Below are 16,463 nucleotides of genomic sequence, written 5' to 3'. Positions count from 1 at the left end.
ACACATTAGTTTTCAAAAACCTGCGGTTTTTAAATGCGTGGAAAATAATCTGGAGATAAAAACACAACAGTCACAGAAGTTTTTGACACTTAAGATTTTTGAAGTTACTAGCTATGAAAATAAGAAGAGCATATGAGTTTTTTAAAATCTTAGATTTTTAGAATGCATGAAAAAACGTCTGCATAATCTGCCTACTATATAGAAATATTGAACGGTTTAAACAATTTCCCTCCCTTGGAAGGGTGTCGAAGATTCAAATGATTTTTGACGGGGTGGTTTAATGATCATGAATAAATGATTATAACAGGTAGTAAAGTTTTTTAACACTTAAGAATGATGAAGAGAACAGCACTGAAAGGTTCGATGTGGCAAAAAAAATAAGTGGCGGTTTTCAGTTATTTTTCAGGATATTCCATTTGACACCGAACATAAGGTAGGGCGGCATCATTTCTTTAGCTGAATCCAGGAGGGTGTTTCCTGAAATGATCCTGTTGATATAATCCTTGGAATTGGTGATATTATAATAGGCAAGATGAAGGTATAAGGGTCGCAGTTGGGAAATTTTCCGTTCAATAAAAAGGTTGGCCATAAAAAAAGACCGGCTGCGGCTGGTATTGAACCGGCCATAATGGGAATGCGATCCGTATCCTGTCAGCTTCCATGTGTCATTGCTCCAGGAAAGATCAAGCCCTGAGGTATAGGTGAAGAATGATGTTTTTGATGCATCCAGGGTATTGGTGCTGATGATCAGCGATGGCTGGAAATTAAGGCTTACATCTAACGCCTCCCCGAAAGTCTTTGATGCTGCAATAGTCTCCCGGATCGTGGAAATTTTAGTATGGTTCTCTACACCATTGACGATATTCCCCGAATACCTGTACATCACGTTGGTATTGAAATTCATATTGATTTCGCTGCGTTTGAGCTCGGCAGACTTAGAAATATTGAATGAAAATAAATAATTGCCGCTGAAATTCATGGGTTTTGTGCTCTGGAAGCCCGCCGCATCAGCTGTAACCTGTTCCACAATCTCATTCTCGTACAGGACCGCATTCAGGTTGATCAGAAAAGGCTGTGAGTTGCTGTTAACGGTGTTGTAAGAGAAATCCAGGAAGTGGGTGAGGGAAGGCTTCAGGTCCTGGTTTCCATACCGGATGAACAACGGATTCGTATTATCTATAATGGGCTGCAACAAAATACCGGCAGGCGGGGTCATCATATTGCGGTAATTCAGGACAAAAGAACGTACAGTATTGGGCCTGTAAGTAAAGTGCAGGTCAGGAGAGAACTGCATGCTTTTGGTGGTATGGTTGCTCCCGGTATCCAGTTCCGTCTGCTGTAGGTTGAGGCCGCCTGAAATTTCATAGCGCTCACGTTGATATGCATACCGTGTTTGTGCCTGCTGAGTAAGGGTAGTTGTCTTTGTCTCCAGAAAAACGGATGAAAAACCGGGATAGTCCTGAACGATGTTCCTGTTGTTGGTGTTGTATGACTTGGACAGGCTGTAACTTACGGTCATGCTGCCATATTGGTGTACAGGTTCGGTATACTGTGCAGATACGGAAACTGAGGTGCTCATGTTATCACCGGTATTCAGCTGTGTTGAAACAGGATTATCCATAGAAAATACACTGATGGTATCATTTTGCCGGAGGCGGTTGATGCCTGCATGCCAGCCTGCTGAAATACTTCTTCCTTTTTTTCTGAACTTCCTGCTGATATAGGCATTCAGGTAACCGCTGGCTGTCCGTTGTTTTCCGTTTACGGTATTATGGACCGTATTGACAGGGAGCTGGTTTTGCATGATGTAAGACTGGCTGTTCTGTTGTGTTAATGTACGGCCTGTTAAAATGTTGGTATTGACATTCAGGGTTGTCAGGGAGTCGATCCGGGCATTAAGCGTATAATTGAACCGCAAGGAAATATTGTGTAACGAAGAATTGGTTTCAGTACTGTTATACTGCACCACGCCACCCGGCAGCAGCGTCCGGAACTTGCCGGATTCCCTGGAAAGGCTCCTGGTGTCATCAATTTCAGTGCTTCCGTAAAACCGGAGTGCAGGCGATTTGGAATAGGATATATTAATTCCTGCAAGCCTTTTCTGTATGGACCGCGGACTGTTTCCTGAAGGCATCTTATGGCTGCCGCTGCCCGTAAGGCCTGCATTGTCATCCTGTGCAATGATGCTGTAGTTGGCCTTTTTACCCAAGGTGCTGATGTTACCGGATAGGTTGTGCCGTTTCACCAACCCGGTCCCGGCCTGCACGTCACCGAAAAAAGACTGCTTTTTTTTGGTGATGATATTGATGGTCGTGATTTTGGTTTCATCCGGAATACCCTGTCCGCTTTCTTTCTTTGCAGAAGAGTAGACCTGTATGTTGTCAATCAGTTCAGCAGGGATCATCTGGATGGCTCTTTTTTTGTCATCACCGAAAAAAGCTTCGCCATTCACCAGGATCTGTTCCGCTTCTTTACTCTTGACCAATACATTGCTGTCATGATCCACGAAAATTCCCGGCAGGCGCCTGAGGAGGTCTTCCGTGCGGGCATCAGGCCTGGTTGTATATTGTGCAGCGTTATACTGTACGGTATCCGAATGTACTTTTACCGACAGGGGTTTTATCTTTACCTCGTCGATAACGGTTTCCTGCAGGCCGATGTGCACCTCCTGTAGATTAAGGTCGGAGTTCTGGATTTCAATATTGGTTTTCAATTCCTTGTAACCCTGCTTGTTGAAACGCAGCTGATACCTTCCCACAGGAATACCGGTAAAAGTAGAATATCCGTTTCTGTCCGATTGCAATTGGCGCATTACAAGGGTATCACTTTTCTTCGTCAGTACTACAGTAGCAGCCTCTACGGGGAGATGCGTGTCTGAATCCCTGACCTGTACCGGAATTTTCCTCTGCCCCACAGCCATCTGACTGAGCAGGAAAACTATGATTATATAGTATTTCTCACGCAATGCAATGGGGATATTCACATTAATTTGAAACAAAAAAGTTTTCTTTTGGTTATAAGTATCATCATAAAACAAAAACAGCCATATATTGCGATAACATATTGTATCTTATATCCCTGCAGCTGTTCTCATAATAAATACAAATTTAAAATTAAATATTTATTATGAGTAAAATATTTTTAATTTGTCATAATAATGTGAATATTTTATTGTAATATTGGTTTACAAAATAGTAATACCATGAAAACAATTTTTAAAGCAGTAGCTATCGGCTCACTATTGCTGGGTATGTCCACCGTGAAAGCCCAGTCAGGTACCCTAATTTTCAAAGAAGGCAACGGAGGTTCACAAAACACAGTGGCCCAGATCACGGATGCACCGGGACAATGGTACAACCTGAAAGCAAAAACGCCCGCCTACATCGGTTCCAATGACGAAACGCGTTCAGTTATTCTCCAGAATGTGAGGGCAGGCGCAATTCTGTCTGTGTATGATGCTCCTGCAGGGGATGCCAGCGACGATTATTGCGTGATCACCGTAAAACAGTTTACCCCGTACAAGGTTATCCCAAGTTATGAGACTTCATTTGAAGACAGTGAAGTTAAGGTACAGTTTTTCAGAAAGAACGGCCTGGATGGCAAAGTTTCTTTCATCCGTGTGAATTGATTCCGCAGATTCAGAAAATATTTATCCATTGATACAGAACCACTTTTATAGTGGTTTTTTCTTTTGTGTGTAATGAATGTTTGATTCCATAGAAGTTTTAAACGTGATGTTTTAAATGAAGTAACAATTAACAAGTAAACTTAAAAACAGATTATGATGATAATAATTGAATCATAATGAAATATAATTGTATTTCTAAGTAAATCCTTTATATGAAACTGCAAAACGGATCAATTAAAAATAGATTGCATATTTCATAGCTTTTTATCTATTATTGGATTTATCCTGTTAATCCCTCAATAGATCATATCATCGCAAAAAAACTGATATATTTGTGACCGGACAAATAAACAACTATGGAAAATATATTTGATGCCCGCGAAGCTCAGAATTACATTGACAGGATCAACCATCTTACACCTGAAACCCAGTCTTTATGGGGGAAAATGACGGTAGACCAGATGCTCGCACACTGCTGTGTCTCCTATGAAATGATCTACGAACCGGAAAAACATAAAAAACCGGGCTCCATTGCCAAATTTATCCTGAAAAACTTTGTGAAGCCTAAAGTGGTAGGCGAAAAAGCCTACGCTAAAAACGGACCGACCTCACCGCAGTTCCTGATCACGGAACCTAAAAATTTTGAAGCCGAAAAGAAAAGACTGATCGGGTTCATCCAGAAAACCCAGCAGCTGGGTGCTTCTGCATTTGACGGTAAAGAGTCCTTTTCTTTCGGGAAGCTGACGAGCCAGGAATGGAACAATATGCTCGCCAAACACCTGAACCATCATTTGGCGCAGTTCGGCGTTTAAAAAACAAATAACCATGAAAAAACTTATTGTATTATTCAGTCTCATGTCCTGTCTGGCTTTTTCCCAGATGCCCGATATCTCCAACGTCTGGCTGAACGAAAGCCGTCCCTATAACGGGACAATCGGGAACAGTGGTGAAGTCATCCGGATGAAAATCAATATTTCCGAGCAGAATAAAAAGGACGACCAGCAATATTTTGTCTCCGGCTATTCACTGGTGGATAAGAATTATACAAAGTTTGAAGGTACCTTTACCATTACCAAATACAAAGATTCCAATAAAAAAGGAGTGGTGTACGGCGATTACGAACTTGCGGAAGAAGACAAAGGGAAACATTCCGGCCTGTTCAGGGGTAAATTCATTTATACGTTCCGCTGGAATCCCAAAACGGAAAAGGCAGAAGGGCAGTTCATTGAACTTACCGGAACCTGGAAAAGCTATGACGGAACGATGGATTTTAAAACCCATATGAAAAACCAGGAATAGCCTGGCAAAAAAGATTAATCATTCAACAGAACCATATGAAATTAGGAGCCTTTTCTATAAGCCTCAGTGTGAAAGACCTTGAAAAATCGAAGCAGTTTTATGAAAAGCTGGGATTCAGTACCATGGGCGGGGATATGAAACAGAATTACCTGATCATGAAAAACGGGACCACCCTGATCGGGCTTTTCCAGGCGATGTTCGACGGGAATATGCTTACTTTCAATCCGGGATGGGACGAAAATGCCTGTAACCTGGAAACATTCGATGACGTGCGGGATATCCAGAAGCACCTTAAATCGAATGGCATCACACCGGAAAAAGAAGCGGATGAATCTTCGTCTGGCCCGGAGCACATCTTCCTGAAAGATCCGGACGGGAACATGATCCTGATCGACCAGCACCGATAATATTAGCAAATCAAAATATAAAACAACTATGGCCACAGTTAATGTATACCTTACTTTTAACGGTAACTGCAGGGAAGCATTTGAATTTTACAGATCCGTTTTCGGCGGGGAATTTCCATACATCGGGACATTCGGAGATATGCCGCCTTCGGAGGATCATCCTGTTCCGGATGAAGACAAGGATAAAATCCTGCACGTTACTCTTCCGATTTCCGGTGAAACCGTTCTGATGGGAAGCGATACCGGCAGTGCATGGTCTTCCGGTTTCATACAGGGAAACAATGTATCAGTATCCATCAATACCGAATCCAGGGAAGAAGCGGACCGCCTGTTTTACGGGCTTTCCGAAGGCGGGAAAGTAACGATGCCTGTTGCCGATACCTTCTGGGGTGCCTATTTCGGGATGTTTACCGACCAGTTCGGCATTCATTGGATGGTCAATTACGATGATCCGGCTACCATGCAGCAGCATGCGTAATTAAAAAATCATTTTTGCAAAAAAATTAGCTGTCCGGAAGATTGATTTTATTTTCCGGTCTGTTCTTATGTAGTAAATATTGAAATACATTCATTTTTATGCGGGATTCTGTTTTTATTAGTTTATCTTTAACTTTGCAAACTATAAATCAGAATCAACACAGATTCATTCGTGCTCTTGTCAGAAGCAGGAGGTATTGTTTAAAAGGAAATACATAATTAAAGCAATGAAAGCTGATTGGCTTTTCATTCATTAAAACATAAAAGATGACCAGTAAAATTACAGGGGTAGGCAACTATATTCCGGGAGAAACAATAACCAATCTTTTTTTTGATCAACACGTTTTCTTTAGTGAAAACGGAATTCCATTGAAGGACGACAATGCGTCCATTACTGAAAAGCTGAAAAAAATTACAGGCATTGAAGAGCGGAGGTATGCAGGAAAAGATCAGGTCACTTCAGACCTGGGCCTGATAGCCGCCGAAGCTGCAATCAAAGATGCAGGCATAGATCCTGAAACGCTGGACTATATTATCTTCGCCCATAATTTCGGGGATGTGCGTTTCGGAACCATACAGTCGGATGCCGTTCCCAGCCTCGCTGCCAGGGTAAAGCACCAGCTGAAAATCAAAAACAACTTTTGCGTAGCCTATGATGTGCTGTTCGGATGTCCTGGCTGGATCGAAGGGATGATCCAGGCGCACGCATTTATAAAATCCGGAATAGCCAAACGCTGCCTTGTGATTGGTGCAGAAACACTTTCGAGAGTAGTCGACGTGCATGACCGCGACAGCATGATCTACGCCGATGGTGCTGGTGCAGTAGTGATTGAACAGAATGAACAGGACGGTTCCGGGATCAAATCCCATCTGTCAGCATCTTACACCCTTAATGAAAAAGACTTTCTGTATTTCGGGAAATCTTATAATAATGAAAGCTGCCCGGATACCAAATACATCAAAATGGACGGCAGGAAAATTTATGAATTTGCCTTGCTGAGAGTGCCGGAAGCTATGAAACAGTGTTTTGATAAGAGCGGTTACGAGATCAGCCAGCTGAAAAAAATCATCATCCATCAGGCCAATGAAAAGATGGACGAAGCCATCGTTAACAGGTTTTACCAGCTGTATGATATGCCGGCTCCTGAACATATTATGCCGATGATCATTCATAAGCTGGGGAACAGCAGTGTGGCTACCATACCCACTTTACTGACCATGATCCTTAAAGACGAACTGGATACCCATGATATCAATGAAGGCGATGTGGTTCTGTTTGCTTCCGTAGGCGCTGGGATGAACATCAACGCAGTCGTTTATCAGTTTTAAAATACAAAAGGCTTCCGTCAGTTATCCTGGTGGCGGCCTTTTTTCAGTTCCCTTTCAATCTCGTTGATTTCCGGCAGGGGCTGATCAAAACTTTCTTCGATATAGCTGAACACGGCTTCATGCATTTCAGGCTCCATTTTTCTGATGAATAGCTGGTTTTTTGATTTCAGGCCGGTAATTATTTCATCCGGATCCTGTTTCCTGCTGAATAACGTTTCGGGTTGCATGACCGCTCTTTTATCATCATTGATGATGATTTCATTAAATTCGGTATTCATAAAGACCGTCTGGAAAAAGGATTCAGCCGGCAGTAAAGTATGGAGGTAATAGTCTTCAAAATCCATGACCCTTTTGTTGCTGGTCATAAAAGTGCAGGCGGTCCTGGTAAGGATCAGCCACTTCCCACCTATGTAAGGGATAACCCCTTTCATAAACTCCCTTTTGTAAATCATGGAAGAGATTTTATGGGTAAGTTCCGTAAAATGGTTCTGTATCCTCTGCAGTGTATCCGGCCGGTAAAATTTCTGGTCATAGTAAAAAAGGTAGTTCCGCTCTTTCTGCAGCCCTAAAAACTGCCGGATGATCTTCTGTGACCTGAGCGGATAATCCTCACCACTGAGATTGATGAAATAATCCCATTCGCGGCTTACATTCAGAAGGTATTCCATAGCATTGAGCTCAGCCTGAATCATGCTGAACCCTCCTGCAACAATATTCATGCTTTCAAGGACATAGGCGTTGGGAAACTGAATCAGGTAAAGCTGGATTTCTTCCGTTACATCAGGTTTTGCTTTCCGGTCGATATGGATAAGGTAAAACTGGTCTTTTGTATAAATCTGCCGGAACAGTTCCTTAAATGCCTGCGGCTTATGGTGAACCATAATAAAGTAGGCGATTTTTACCGGTCTTGAAATCCGTAAAGGTACAGGCTGTATTTGAGGTTCCGGGATAGCGTAGGATATTGGTATCATATGGATTATAATCATCCGCATAATGCAAATAATTGTTCAATTCGGGAAGCTACGAATAAATTTTTGATAATCAATTCATTAAAATTTGTTTGTTCATTTATTTAATCTTACATTTGCCAGGTATTCATCAAACAGGTTTCTGCCTTCGCTGTACTGTCACAGTTTAAATATCTATTTTTTCTTTCAGTTTCGCTTTTCAGCTGCCCGCTTAATTTAAATCAATACATTATGGACAGACTGAGCAGATCAAACCCAATGCATCAATATCCGACGTTAAAGCCATTCAGCTGACTAACGGCAGCAGCTCTTATCACTAAAATATACGACTGCTGCAAACAGACATCCCATTGCATGGATGCTATATTCTTAATGAATTTGCATGTACAGTGCAAAGCATGTCGGAGTAAACAACAATTTACACGACAACCTTACCTATCCGGATCAGAATCCGCTACCATAAATCCCATACCGGCAAATTTGCTATGAATTTCAGAACATTACATTTAATCAACCCTATTATCCGCGCTGTTACAGAAGCGGGATATTCCAGGCCTACAGAAATGCAGTGTGAAGTGATTCCTGCTATTCTGGCAGGCAGGGATATTATAGGATATGCAGAGCCGGGAACCGAAAAGACAGCCGCATTTATGATGCCTGTCCTCCAGCTGCTGAAGAAAAAGAGTGCAGAGCACAACCGTATCCGCGCCCTTATCCTGGTACCGACAAAAGAACGTGTCTTGCAGATGGAGGATCATCTGAACCTTTACAGCAAGTACCTTCCGTTATCCCAGCTTTCGGTCTTCGGAGGAATAGAAGCTACCGGACAGCTCGCCGCCCTCAAAAAGCGCATCGATATTCTTATCGCCACTCCTGACAGGCTCATGGAGCTGATTGAAAAAAGATCTGTAGACCTATCCGGCATTGAAATCATGGTGGCAGATGAGGCAGACAGGATGTTGCAGGAAAAGGCGTGTGAAGACAAGCTCAGGCATTTTATCCAATTGATGCCGAAAAGAAGGCAGTTGGTTCTGTTTTCCGAAACCAGGCTCAAAAATATACAAGCCATGGCAGACATCATCCTCAGGAACCCTCTGGAAATCAATATAACGAATGACCGCAGAACAGCTGTTAATATCCAGCAGCCCGCAGATTTCATAAAACAGAAATATACAACAGGCCTGCTGGTAACCGGCAGAGCATAGAATAAAGCCAGGGAAGCATCACAGGAACGTAAAAAAGCCTGAACCGTGCAGAACCCGGCCCCATAATAATTTTAATAACGATTACAATGCAACAAGGCACAGTAAAATTTTTCAACGAAGCAAAAGGCTTCGGATTCATTTCCCCGGCAGACGGGAGCAAAGATATTTTCGTACATTCTTCAGGTCTTAGTACCCGTTTTATCCGCGAAAACGACCAGGTTACTTTTGAAACAAAACAGGGAGACAGAGGCTTAAATGCCGTTAATGTGAAATTAGCATAAGATTTCCCTTTATATTGTTCATTTGATAAGGACAGCTTTACCCACGGTAAAGCTGTCCTTTTTCATAGGTAGCTTAAGATTACTCATGATTATTCCTTTAAAATTTCCGTACCGCAAATATTTTTCTTATTATTGATAATTCATATGGAAATCCTGTAAACGATAGATGACAACAATACATTGAGATATGAGAATGATAAAATTACTGGCTCTGGGCATGGCCCTGACCGTAACTACTTTTTGCTTTGCACAGAAGAATGACCTGGGGGCATGGTATATGTATTTCGGGAACAATAAGATCAGCAAAAAACTAAACTGGCACAACGAAATCCAGTACCGGAGTTTTGACGGAGGCACAGATCTCGAACAGCTCCTGATCCGCACCGGTATCGGGTATGACCTCAGTGAAAACAACAACAATATCCTTTTGGGATACGGGTTCATCCTGAGCCAGCCTTATATGGATGGTGAAAAGCAGGAAAATATTGAGCACAGGATATTCCAGCAATACATTACAAAACAGAAATTCGGGCGTTTTAACATCCAGCACAGGTACCGTCTGGAAGAGCGCTTTCTGGAAGAGGACTTCCGGATGCGGTTCCGCTATTACCTTAATTTCAATATCCCGATCAACAATAAGGAAATGATTCCTAAAACATTCTATGCATCCGTCTACAATGAAATTTTCCTTCATCTGGACAGTCCGGCCTTTGACAGGAACAGGGTGTATGGTGCCCTGGGATATGTCATCAGTAAAAACCTGAGGATAGAAGCGGGATATATGAATCAGATCCAGGAAAATAAAAACCGTGGCCAGATCCAGATCGGCTTCTACAATAATATTCCGTTTTCTAAATAATGATAACGATTTTTTTATCATCTTAGCCTATAAAATTTTAATACTACACAAACCATGATTCACACCTATGTTATTGTATCTATTGCAGTTCTGTTATCTGTGATGATACTGGTCATGATCGGGCAGAAAATGAAGGTAGCTTATCCCATTTTCCTGGTCATTGCGGGTTTGCTCATAAGCCTAGTTCCGGGGATGCCTCATATTGAAATTGAGCCGGACCTCGTCTTCCTGATATTTCTTCCGCCTATTTTATTTGAAGCGGCCTGGTTTACCTCATGGCAGGATTTCCACAAATGGAGGAAGCAGATTTTTTCCATGGCATTCGGACTGGTCTTCCTGACCTCGATTGTGGTCGCTTATCTTTCATCATCTATTATTCCGGGACTTACGGTGGCTATGGGATTCCTGCTGGGCGGTGTAAACTCCCCGCCCGATGCTGTAGCGGCAACGTCTGTGCTGAAGCATATGAAAATTCCCAAGAAAATCACTACGATCCTGGAAGGTGAAAGTTTAATCAACGACGCATCCAGTTTGATCGTCTTTAAATTTGCCCTGGCGGCAGTCATTTCCGGGCAGTTCATCTTCGGTGAAGCGGTAAAGGATTTTTTCAGCATGGCGATCGGAGGCATTGCCGTGGGAGTGGGAGCCGGGCTGTTATTTGGAGCGCTGCTGAAGATCATTCCTTCCAATTCCACTATTGACACTATTATTACGCTGATCGTTCCTTATGTGATGTATATCGGTGCCGAGCATTTTCATTTTTCAGGTGTACTGGCGGTGGTTGCCGGTGGTCTGGTGATGTCCTATAATTCCCATTGCTACCTGAGCCATACGTCAAGGATTCAGTCCGGAAATGTATGGAGCGTACTGATCTTCCTGATGAATACACTGATCTTCATCCTGATCGGACTGGAGCTTCCCGTAGTGGTAGCCGGAATGGAAAATTATACGATTTCAGAAGGTATTTTCTACAGCATTGTTATTGGAGGAGCCATTATTTTCACCAGGATCATGTACAGCTATGCCCTTATGTATTTTCCGCGGATATGTTCCAAAGAGCTCAGGATGAAAATGCCGAAGCCTGACTGGCGGGAACCTTTCGTGATCAGCTTTGCTGCCATGCGCGGTGTGGTATCCCTGGCTGCGGCACTTTCCATTCCGGCATTCCTGCCCAACGGTGAAGCATTTCCTCACAGGAACATCATTCTGTTTGTAACGTTTGTCATTATCCTGATTACCCTCGTAGGGCAGGGGCTTTTACTTGCTCCCATCCTTAAACTGCTGAAGATGGAAGATGCCGGAAGTGAGCTTCCTGAAGAAAAGCAGGAAGTCATCCTGATGCGGAAGCTGAAAGAAACGGCGCTCCGGAAAATCAATGACGATTTTTCAGAACAGGTAGAAACCAATAATCTGGTCCGCCACCAGAAATACAAGCTCGAAAATGAAATGATGCTGATGGCGGATAAGGCGCAGTGTATGGCTTCGGCAGTGGATTTTTCCAAAGCGGTTAATGAAAATAAGGATGTACTGCGGCAGTTGATCCAGGCTCAGCGTAATGAGCTCCATTATCTGAAACGGGAAAAGATCTTTGATGACCATGTCCTGAGAGCGATTGAAATGCAGCTGGATTTCGATGAAGCGAAAGTGACGGGTTTCAGCCATGACTGATGCATGATGCCCTGCATACGTTATAATTTGGTTAATCCGGCCCTTAAGTGCAAGCCCGGAAATAAATTTTTCTTACTTTTGAGGAAAATATTTCGATTTTCAATGAAAAAAAGCATCATAGCAGGTTTTGCAGCCCTGGTCCTTCTGGCCTCCTGTAAAAACGATAAAAAGATCCTGGAATCCCTGAATGATTATAACAATTCTATGGAGACTACAGGATACCACTTTGGAGACAAACTGAACCTTCCCAAGGATGTAACCGATAATGCGGAAAACATTACCATCAGCTTCGGGGACAAAGAAACATCAAATCTGACGGTTGATCCCAAATTTTTCACCCTGGGAGACAATCCGGTAACATTTAATATCAAAACAAAAGGCGGGGAAACACTCAATCAGGACGCCACTATTAACGTATATGCCAAAAGCCCTGAAAAGAATATCCCGTATAAGATTATTTCGGAATATCCGCATGATCCCAAGAATTTTGTCCAGGGTTTCCAGCTTGAAGGGAATACGGTATACGAAAGCGACGGCCAGAACGGTTCTTCCCAGATCCTGAAATACACGCTCGGAACTACAACACCTCTCATGTCTACCAAACAGGCCCAGGAGGATTTCTCTGAGGGAAGTACCATTGTAGGGGATAAAGTATACCAGCTGACCTGGCAGAGCAAAAAAGGATATGTCTATGACAAAAATACCCTGAAACTTCTATCTGAGTTTCCGTATCCTAATGTTCTGGGAGAAGGATGGGGACTGACCTATGACGGGAAAAACCTCATTGCCTCAGACGGCAGTAAGCTGCTGTACTTCCTTGATCCGAAAGATCCTTCCAAACTGGTTAAGTATATTGCTGTTGCGGGAAGTTCCCAGGCTTACGATCAGCTGAACGAGCTGGAATACCACAACGGATTCATATATGCCAATGTATGGCAGAAGCCTTTCGTATTAAAAATCAACCCTGCGAACGGCGAGGTGGTAGGTAAATTTGACTTTACGGAAATTGCCCAGAAGAATACCAAAGGCAGCGATGATGTCCTGAACGGGATTGCCTTTAAAGGAGATCATATGCTGGTTACCGGAAAGAACTGGTCTAAGATTTATGAAGTCGAGATCAATTAATTCTTAATATATCAAAAGATAGTTAAGTGAAAAATACGCTGGCTGGTTTTGCTGCTCTGATACTGCTGCTCATATCCTGTAAAAATGACCGGAAAATACTGGACTCATTAGCAGATTATAACCATTCTATGGAGCAGAAAAAATATCATTTCGGAGATCAAATCAATCTGCCGAAGCAGGTAACTGAAGATGCAGAAAGTATCTCTATAAGCTTTGGTGATAGGGAAACTGCAGATCTAAGCATTAATCCGGAATTCTTTGAATTTGGTGAAAACGATTTGACATTTAATATTAAGACCAAAAGCGGCGAAACTCTGTCTCAGGACGCAACTATCAATGTGTTTTCAAAAATTCCGGAACAGGATATCAGATATAAGATCACTTCAGAATATCCTCATGATCCCGGAAATTTTGTAGAAGGCTTCTTCCTGGATGGAAATGACGTTTATGAAAGTGACGGTTTACCCAAGTCTTCTCATTTAATAAAATATAAGCTGGGAAGTACGGCTCCTGACATTGTAGAAAGGCAGGCGAACGATATCTTTTCCGAAGGATGTGCTATGGCAGGAGATAAAATTTTTCAGCTTACCTATCAGAATAAAATTGGGTTTATATACGATAAACATACGTTAAAGAAGCTGGCTGAATTTATGCTGCCTAATGAATTCGGAGAAGGATGGGGACTTACTTATGACGGCACAAACCTGATTGCCGATTCAGGATCTAATGATCTTTACTTTTTGGATGTTAATAATCCGTCGAAGGTACTGAAAAAAGTTCCCGTAGGCGGAAATAAAGATATTTATAATCAGTTAAACGAGCTGGAATACCACAACGGATTCATATATGCCAATGTATGGCAGAAGCCTTTCATATTAAAAATCAATCCTGCGAACGGCGAGGTGGTAGGTAAATTTGACTTTACGGAAATTGCCCAGAAGAATACCAAAGGCAGCGATGATGTCCTGAACGGGATTGCCTTTAAAGGAGATCATATGCTGGTTACCGGAAAGAACTGGTCTAAGATTTATGAAGTTGAAATACAGTAATGCAATAAAAAAGCAAATTCAATTAAAATAAAATGTAAATTGGTAGCGTTCCTCAGGAGCGCTATCTTTGTAATCACTTTGAGAATATTCTACTTACTATCGGTTTTGCTTTTCTGCTCTTTATCTGCGCAGAAAAAACTGGCATTCGACACGCTGAAGCTGAAGGATGCAGATGACCTGCATGCAGATGATTACGGCAATCTGTACATCTATAAAAATAAAGATTTCAGCTTTACCAAATATGATTCCCTTGGAAAGCAGCTTGGAAAAATGATGCTTACGGTTCCGTATAAAGTTCAAAGCGTACAGAATCCGCTGAGTGTCCCTCTCTTTTCTGAAAACGCCCAGGAAATGAAGTTCGTAGACCAGAACCTGAATGAAATCCAGCGGGTAGACTTTCGTCAGAAATTCGGCTTTATCAAAATGGCATATGCGGAAGACCTGCAGCAGTTATGGCTTCTGGATGAAAGCTCAAAGCGGCTCATCCAGTACAATTTCAGGAATGATACCACTATCAATTCCTATCCGTTTGACGGCAGCTTTGATGAACTGACGGACCTTCTCGTATATGAAAACAAAGTCTACATCCTGACCAAAAAAAATATCAGGGTATACAATTTAAAATTTGAAAAGATTTTTGAAGCCGCCACAGAGAATGCGAAACGTTTCCGGCGGGAGAATGAAGCCATCCTGGTCATCACTGCCCAGGCTATCCTGAAATATATTCCGGAAAAGGAGCTGGCCACGGTTTTCACTGATCCCGGTGCACAGATTGTGGATAAAAATATCCTTTCTTTCTTTGAAATCAAAGCGAACAACCTTTATCTTTACACCCTTAAACAACCGGATGACACACAGGAACAAAAAGAACCTGAACCGTTAAAAATCAACACTGAAAAGCAGCCTGTCCAGCCGGCTGAAAAAACTTCAGGGGAAACCGGAGAGAAGAAAGAGCCGGAGCAACAGAGCGCTGCTGAACAGCAGGCAGAGGATCCATTGAGAAAGCTGATGGAGGAAAGTGTGGAGGTTCAGGCAGCGGGAGTTTAGTTTTGTTAATCAGTAAATACTAAGGGGAAAATATATGCACATTGCAGTTACAGGCAACATCGGAGCAGGGAAGACAACATTAACTACCATGCTCTCCAAACATTACGGATGGGATGCACAATTTGAGGATGTAGACCATAATCCTTATCTCGAAGATTTTTATGCGGATATGAGCAAATGGAGCTTTGCCCTGCAGATCTACTTCCTGGGAAGCCGCTTCCGGCAGGTAAAAGAAATCCGGGAAAGCGGCAAGAATATCATCCAGGACCGCACCATCTATGAAGATGCCCATATCTTTGCAGAAAACCTGAATGACATGAAGCTCCTTTCAGACAGGGACTTCAATAATTACGCTTCCGTATTTAACCTCATGAAAGCTTTTATCTCAGCGCCGGACCTTCTGATCTATCTTAAATCGGATGTTCCTAACCTGGTAAAAAAGATTTACAAAAGAGGAAGAGAATATGAGGCATCCATCAGCATTGAATACCTGTCCAAGCTCAACCAGAAATACGAAAAATGGATCTCCGGCTATACAGAAGGGAAGCTCCTCATCATTGAGGTAGACGATCTTGACTTTGTAGAGAAGCCAGAAGATTTCGGGTTTATCCTGGAGAAAATAGAGGCGGAGCTATACGGATTGTTTTAACGCAGCTATTTTAAAAGCCGCGGGATATTATTTTAAAAATTCTTATATTTGTAGGTATACGCTTAGTCTTTTAAAATCAAATCTTAATGCTGGTTAAAGTTTTACATAATGCCAATTGTTCAAAATCAAAAGCAGTACTCGAGTATCTGGACGAGAACGGGGTGCCTTTTGAAATCATCAACATCATTGAAGACCCTTTGAGCATTACAGAACTGAAAACAGTACTGAAAAAACTCAACCAGAGCGTATTCCATATCATCCGTAAAAATGAAAGGCTGTATATCGAGAAATTTGCGGGTAAAAATTATTCAGAAGAAGAATGGATCAAAATCCTGGCTGAAAACCCTTCACTGATTCAGCGACCTATACTGATTAAAGGTTCGGTAGCCATGCTGGGAAGGCCGGTTGAAAACGTAAAGTATTTTATAGAAAAATAAAGATTTATCATCTTAAAACAGAAAAGTCAGCTTTT

17 protein-coding genes are annotated in these 16,463 nt (G+C 42.2%); 15 read left to right on the top strand and 2 right to left on the bottom strand.

Annotation, left to right across the window (positions count from 1 at the left end):
• Window positions 1-391: 391 nt before the first annotated feature.
• On the bottom strand, window positions 392-2,998 hold the full coding sequence (locus CGB83_RS03985) for a TonB-dependent receptor (RefSeq protein WP_157761297.1): 2,607 nt from the start codon (window positions 2,996-2,998) through the stop codon (window positions 392-394).
• Between the two features lie 204 nt (window positions 2,999-3,202).
• Here CGB83_RS03985 and CGB83_RS03980 point away from each other — a divergent pair, with 204 nt between their 5' ends.
• The 6 genes from CGB83_RS03980 to CGB83_RS03955 all read left to right on the top strand — a co-directional run bounded on the left by CGB83_RS03980 (window position 3,203) and on the right by CGB83_RS03955 (window position 7,140).
• Complete coding sequence (locus tag CGB83_RS03980; RefSeq protein ID WP_100074632.1) at window positions 3,203-3,628, top strand: hypothetical protein; 426 nt, start codon at window positions 3,203-3,205, stop codon at window positions 3,626-3,628.
• Window positions 3,629-3,984: 356 nt separating this feature from the next.
• Window positions 3,985-4,440, top strand: coding sequence for a DUF1569 domain-containing protein (locus tag CGB83_RS03975; protein WP_100074631.1), 456 nt, complete (start codon window positions 3,985-3,987; stop codon window positions 4,438-4,440).
• Window positions 4,441-4,453: 13 nt separating this feature from the next.
• Complete coding sequence (locus tag CGB83_RS03970) at window positions 4,454-4,927, top strand: hypothetical protein (protein ID WP_100074630.1); 474 nt, start codon at window positions 4,454-4,456, stop codon at window positions 4,925-4,927.
• Between the two features lie 35 nt (window positions 4,928-4,962).
• On the top strand, window positions 4,963-5,334 hold the full coding sequence (locus CGB83_RS03965) for a VOC family protein (protein WP_100074629.1): 372 nt from the start codon (window positions 4,963-4,965) through the stop codon (window positions 5,332-5,334).
• Window positions 5,335-5,362: 28 nt separating this feature from the next.
• Window positions 5,363-5,812, top strand: coding sequence for a VOC family protein (locus CGB83_RS03960; protein ID WP_100074628.1), 450 nt, complete (start codon window positions 5,363-5,365; stop codon window positions 5,810-5,812).
• Window positions 5,813-6,078: 266 nt separating this feature from the next.
• Window positions 6,079-7,140, top strand: coding sequence for a 3-oxoacyl-ACP synthase III family protein (locus tag CGB83_RS03955; RefSeq protein ID WP_100074627.1), 1,062 nt, complete (start codon window positions 6,079-6,081; stop codon window positions 7,138-7,140).
• 17 nt (window positions 7,141-7,157) lie between these two features.
• Here CGB83_RS03955 and CGB83_RS03950 read toward each other — a convergent pair whose 3' ends face one another.
• A complete protein-coding gene (locus CGB83_RS03950) occupies window positions 7,158-8,111 on the bottom strand; it encodes a beta-1,6-N-acetylglucosaminyltransferase (RefSeq protein WP_228420085.1) in 954 nt (317 codons plus the stop codon).
• 482 nt (window positions 8,112-8,593) lie between these two features.
• Here CGB83_RS03950 and CGB83_RS03945 point away from each other — a divergent pair, with 482 nt between their 5' ends.
• The 9 genes from CGB83_RS03945 to CGB83_RS03905 all read left to right on the top strand — a co-directional run bounded on the left by CGB83_RS03945 (window position 8,594) and on the right by CGB83_RS03905 (window position 16,428).
• Window positions 8,594-9,313 carry a DEAD/DEAH box helicase gene (locus CGB83_RS03945; protein WP_100074626.1) on the top strand — a complete coding sequence of 240 codons (720 nt, stop codon included), beginning with the start codon at window positions 8,594-8,596 and terminating at the stop codon, window positions 9,311-9,313.
• A gap of 86 nt (window positions 9,314-9,399) precedes the next feature.
• Window positions 9,400-9,594 carry a cold-shock protein gene (locus CGB83_RS03940; RefSeq protein ID WP_100074625.1) on the top strand — a complete coding sequence of 65 codons (195 nt, stop codon included), beginning with the start codon at window positions 9,400-9,402 and terminating at the stop codon, window positions 9,592-9,594.
• Between the two features lie 187 nt (window positions 9,595-9,781).
• The gene (locus tag CGB83_RS03935) at window positions 9,782-10,453 is read left to right on the top strand and encodes a DUF2490 domain-containing protein (protein ID WP_100074624.1); all 672 of its coding nucleotides are present in this window, start codon (window positions 9,782-9,784) and stop codon (window positions 10,451-10,453) included.
• A gap of 54 nt (window positions 10,454-10,507) precedes the next feature.
• Window positions 10,508-12,121, top strand: coding sequence for a Na+/H+ antiporter (locus CGB83_RS03930; RefSeq protein WP_100074623.1), 1,614 nt, complete (start codon window positions 10,508-10,510; stop codon window positions 12,119-12,121).
• Between the two features lie 102 nt (window positions 12,122-12,223).
• Window positions 12,224-13,246, top strand: a complete 1,023-nt coding sequence (locus CGB83_RS03925; RefSeq protein WP_100074622.1) for a glutaminyl-peptide cyclotransferase — start codon at window positions 12,224-12,226, stop codon at window positions 13,244-13,246.
• A 26-nt stretch (window positions 13,247-13,272) separates the two neighbouring features.
• A complete protein-coding gene (locus tag CGB83_RS03920; RefSeq protein WP_228420083.1) occupies window positions 13,273-14,295 on the top strand; it encodes a glutaminyl-peptide cyclotransferase in 1,023 nt (340 codons plus the stop codon).
• A 39-nt stretch (window positions 14,296-14,334) separates the two neighbouring features.
• Window positions 14,335-15,342, top strand: a complete 1,008-nt coding sequence (locus CGB83_RS03915; RefSeq protein WP_228420081.1) for a hypothetical protein — start codon at window positions 14,335-14,337, stop codon at window positions 15,340-15,342.
• A 34-nt stretch (window positions 15,343-15,376) separates the two neighbouring features.
• The gene (locus CGB83_RS03910) at window positions 15,377-15,991 is read left to right on the top strand and encodes a deoxynucleoside kinase (RefSeq protein WP_100074620.1); all 615 of its coding nucleotides are present in this window, start codon (window positions 15,377-15,379) and stop codon (window positions 15,989-15,991) included.
• Between the two features lie 86 nt (window positions 15,992-16,077).
• Window positions 16,078-16,428 carry an ArsC/Spx/MgsR family protein gene (locus tag CGB83_RS03905; protein ID WP_100074619.1) on the top strand — a complete coding sequence of 117 codons (351 nt, stop codon included), beginning with the start codon at window positions 16,078-16,080 and terminating at the stop codon, window positions 16,426-16,428.
• The last annotated feature ends 35 nt before the right edge of the window (window positions 16,429-16,463 follow it).

The organism is Chryseobacterium camelliae, assembly GCF_002770595.1.
Classification (GTDB): domain Bacteria; phylum Bacteroidota; class Bacteroidia; order Flavobacteriales; family Weeksellaceae; genus Chryseobacterium; species Chryseobacterium camelliae.
Note: the sequence above shows the minus strand (reverse complement) of the source record. Positions and strands in the feature narration are given on the sequence as shown.

Coding starts and splice junctions, on each gene's coding strand:
- CGB83_RS03980 (WP_100074632.1), top strand. CDS start 3,203: ATGAAAACAATTTTTAAAGCAGTAGCTATCGGCTCACTATTGCTGGGT.
- CGB83_RS03975 (WP_100074631.1), top strand. CDS start 3,985: ATGGAAAATATATTTGATGCCCGCGAAGCTCAGAATTACATTGACAGG.
- CGB83_RS03970 (WP_100074630.1), top strand. CDS start 4,454: ATGAAAAAACTTATTGTATTATTCAGTCTCATGTCCTGTCTGGCTTTT.
- CGB83_RS03965 (WP_100074629.1), top strand. CDS start 4,963: ATGAAATTAGGAGCCTTTTCTATAAGCCTCAGTGTGAAAGACCTTGAA.
- CGB83_RS03960 (WP_100074628.1), top strand. CDS start 5,363: ATGGCCACAGTTAATGTATACCTTACTTTTAACGGTAACTGCAGGGAA.
- CGB83_RS03955 (WP_100074627.1), top strand. CDS start 6,079: ATGACCAGTAAAATTACAGGGGTAGGCAACTATATTCCGGGAGAAACA.
- CGB83_RS03950 (WP_228420085.1), bottom strand. CDS start 8,111: ATGATACCAATATCCTACGCTATCCCGGAACCTCAAATACAGCCTGTA.
- CGB83_RS03945 (WP_100074626.1), top strand. CDS start 8,594: ATGAATTTCAGAACATTACATTTAATCAACCCTATTATCCGCGCTGTT.
- CGB83_RS03940 (WP_100074625.1), top strand. CDS start 9,400: ATGCAACAAGGCACAGTAAAATTTTTCAACGAAGCAAAAGGCTTCGGA.
- CGB83_RS03935 (WP_100074624.1), top strand. CDS start 9,782: ATGAGAATGATAAAATTACTGGCTCTGGGCATGGCCCTGACCGTAACT.
- CGB83_RS03930 (WP_100074623.1), top strand. CDS start 10,508: ATGATTCACACCTATGTTATTGTATCTATTGCAGTTCTGTTATCTGTG.
- CGB83_RS03925 (WP_100074622.1), top strand. CDS start 12,224: ATGAAAAAAAGCATCATAGCAGGTTTTGCAGCCCTGGTCCTTCTGGCC.
- CGB83_RS03910 (WP_100074620.1), top strand. CDS start 15,377: ATGCACATTGCAGTTACAGGCAACATCGGAGCAGGGAAGACAACATTA.
- CGB83_RS03905 (WP_100074619.1), top strand. CDS start 16,078: ATGCTGGTTAAAGTTTTACATAATGCCAATTGTTCAAAATCAAAAGCA.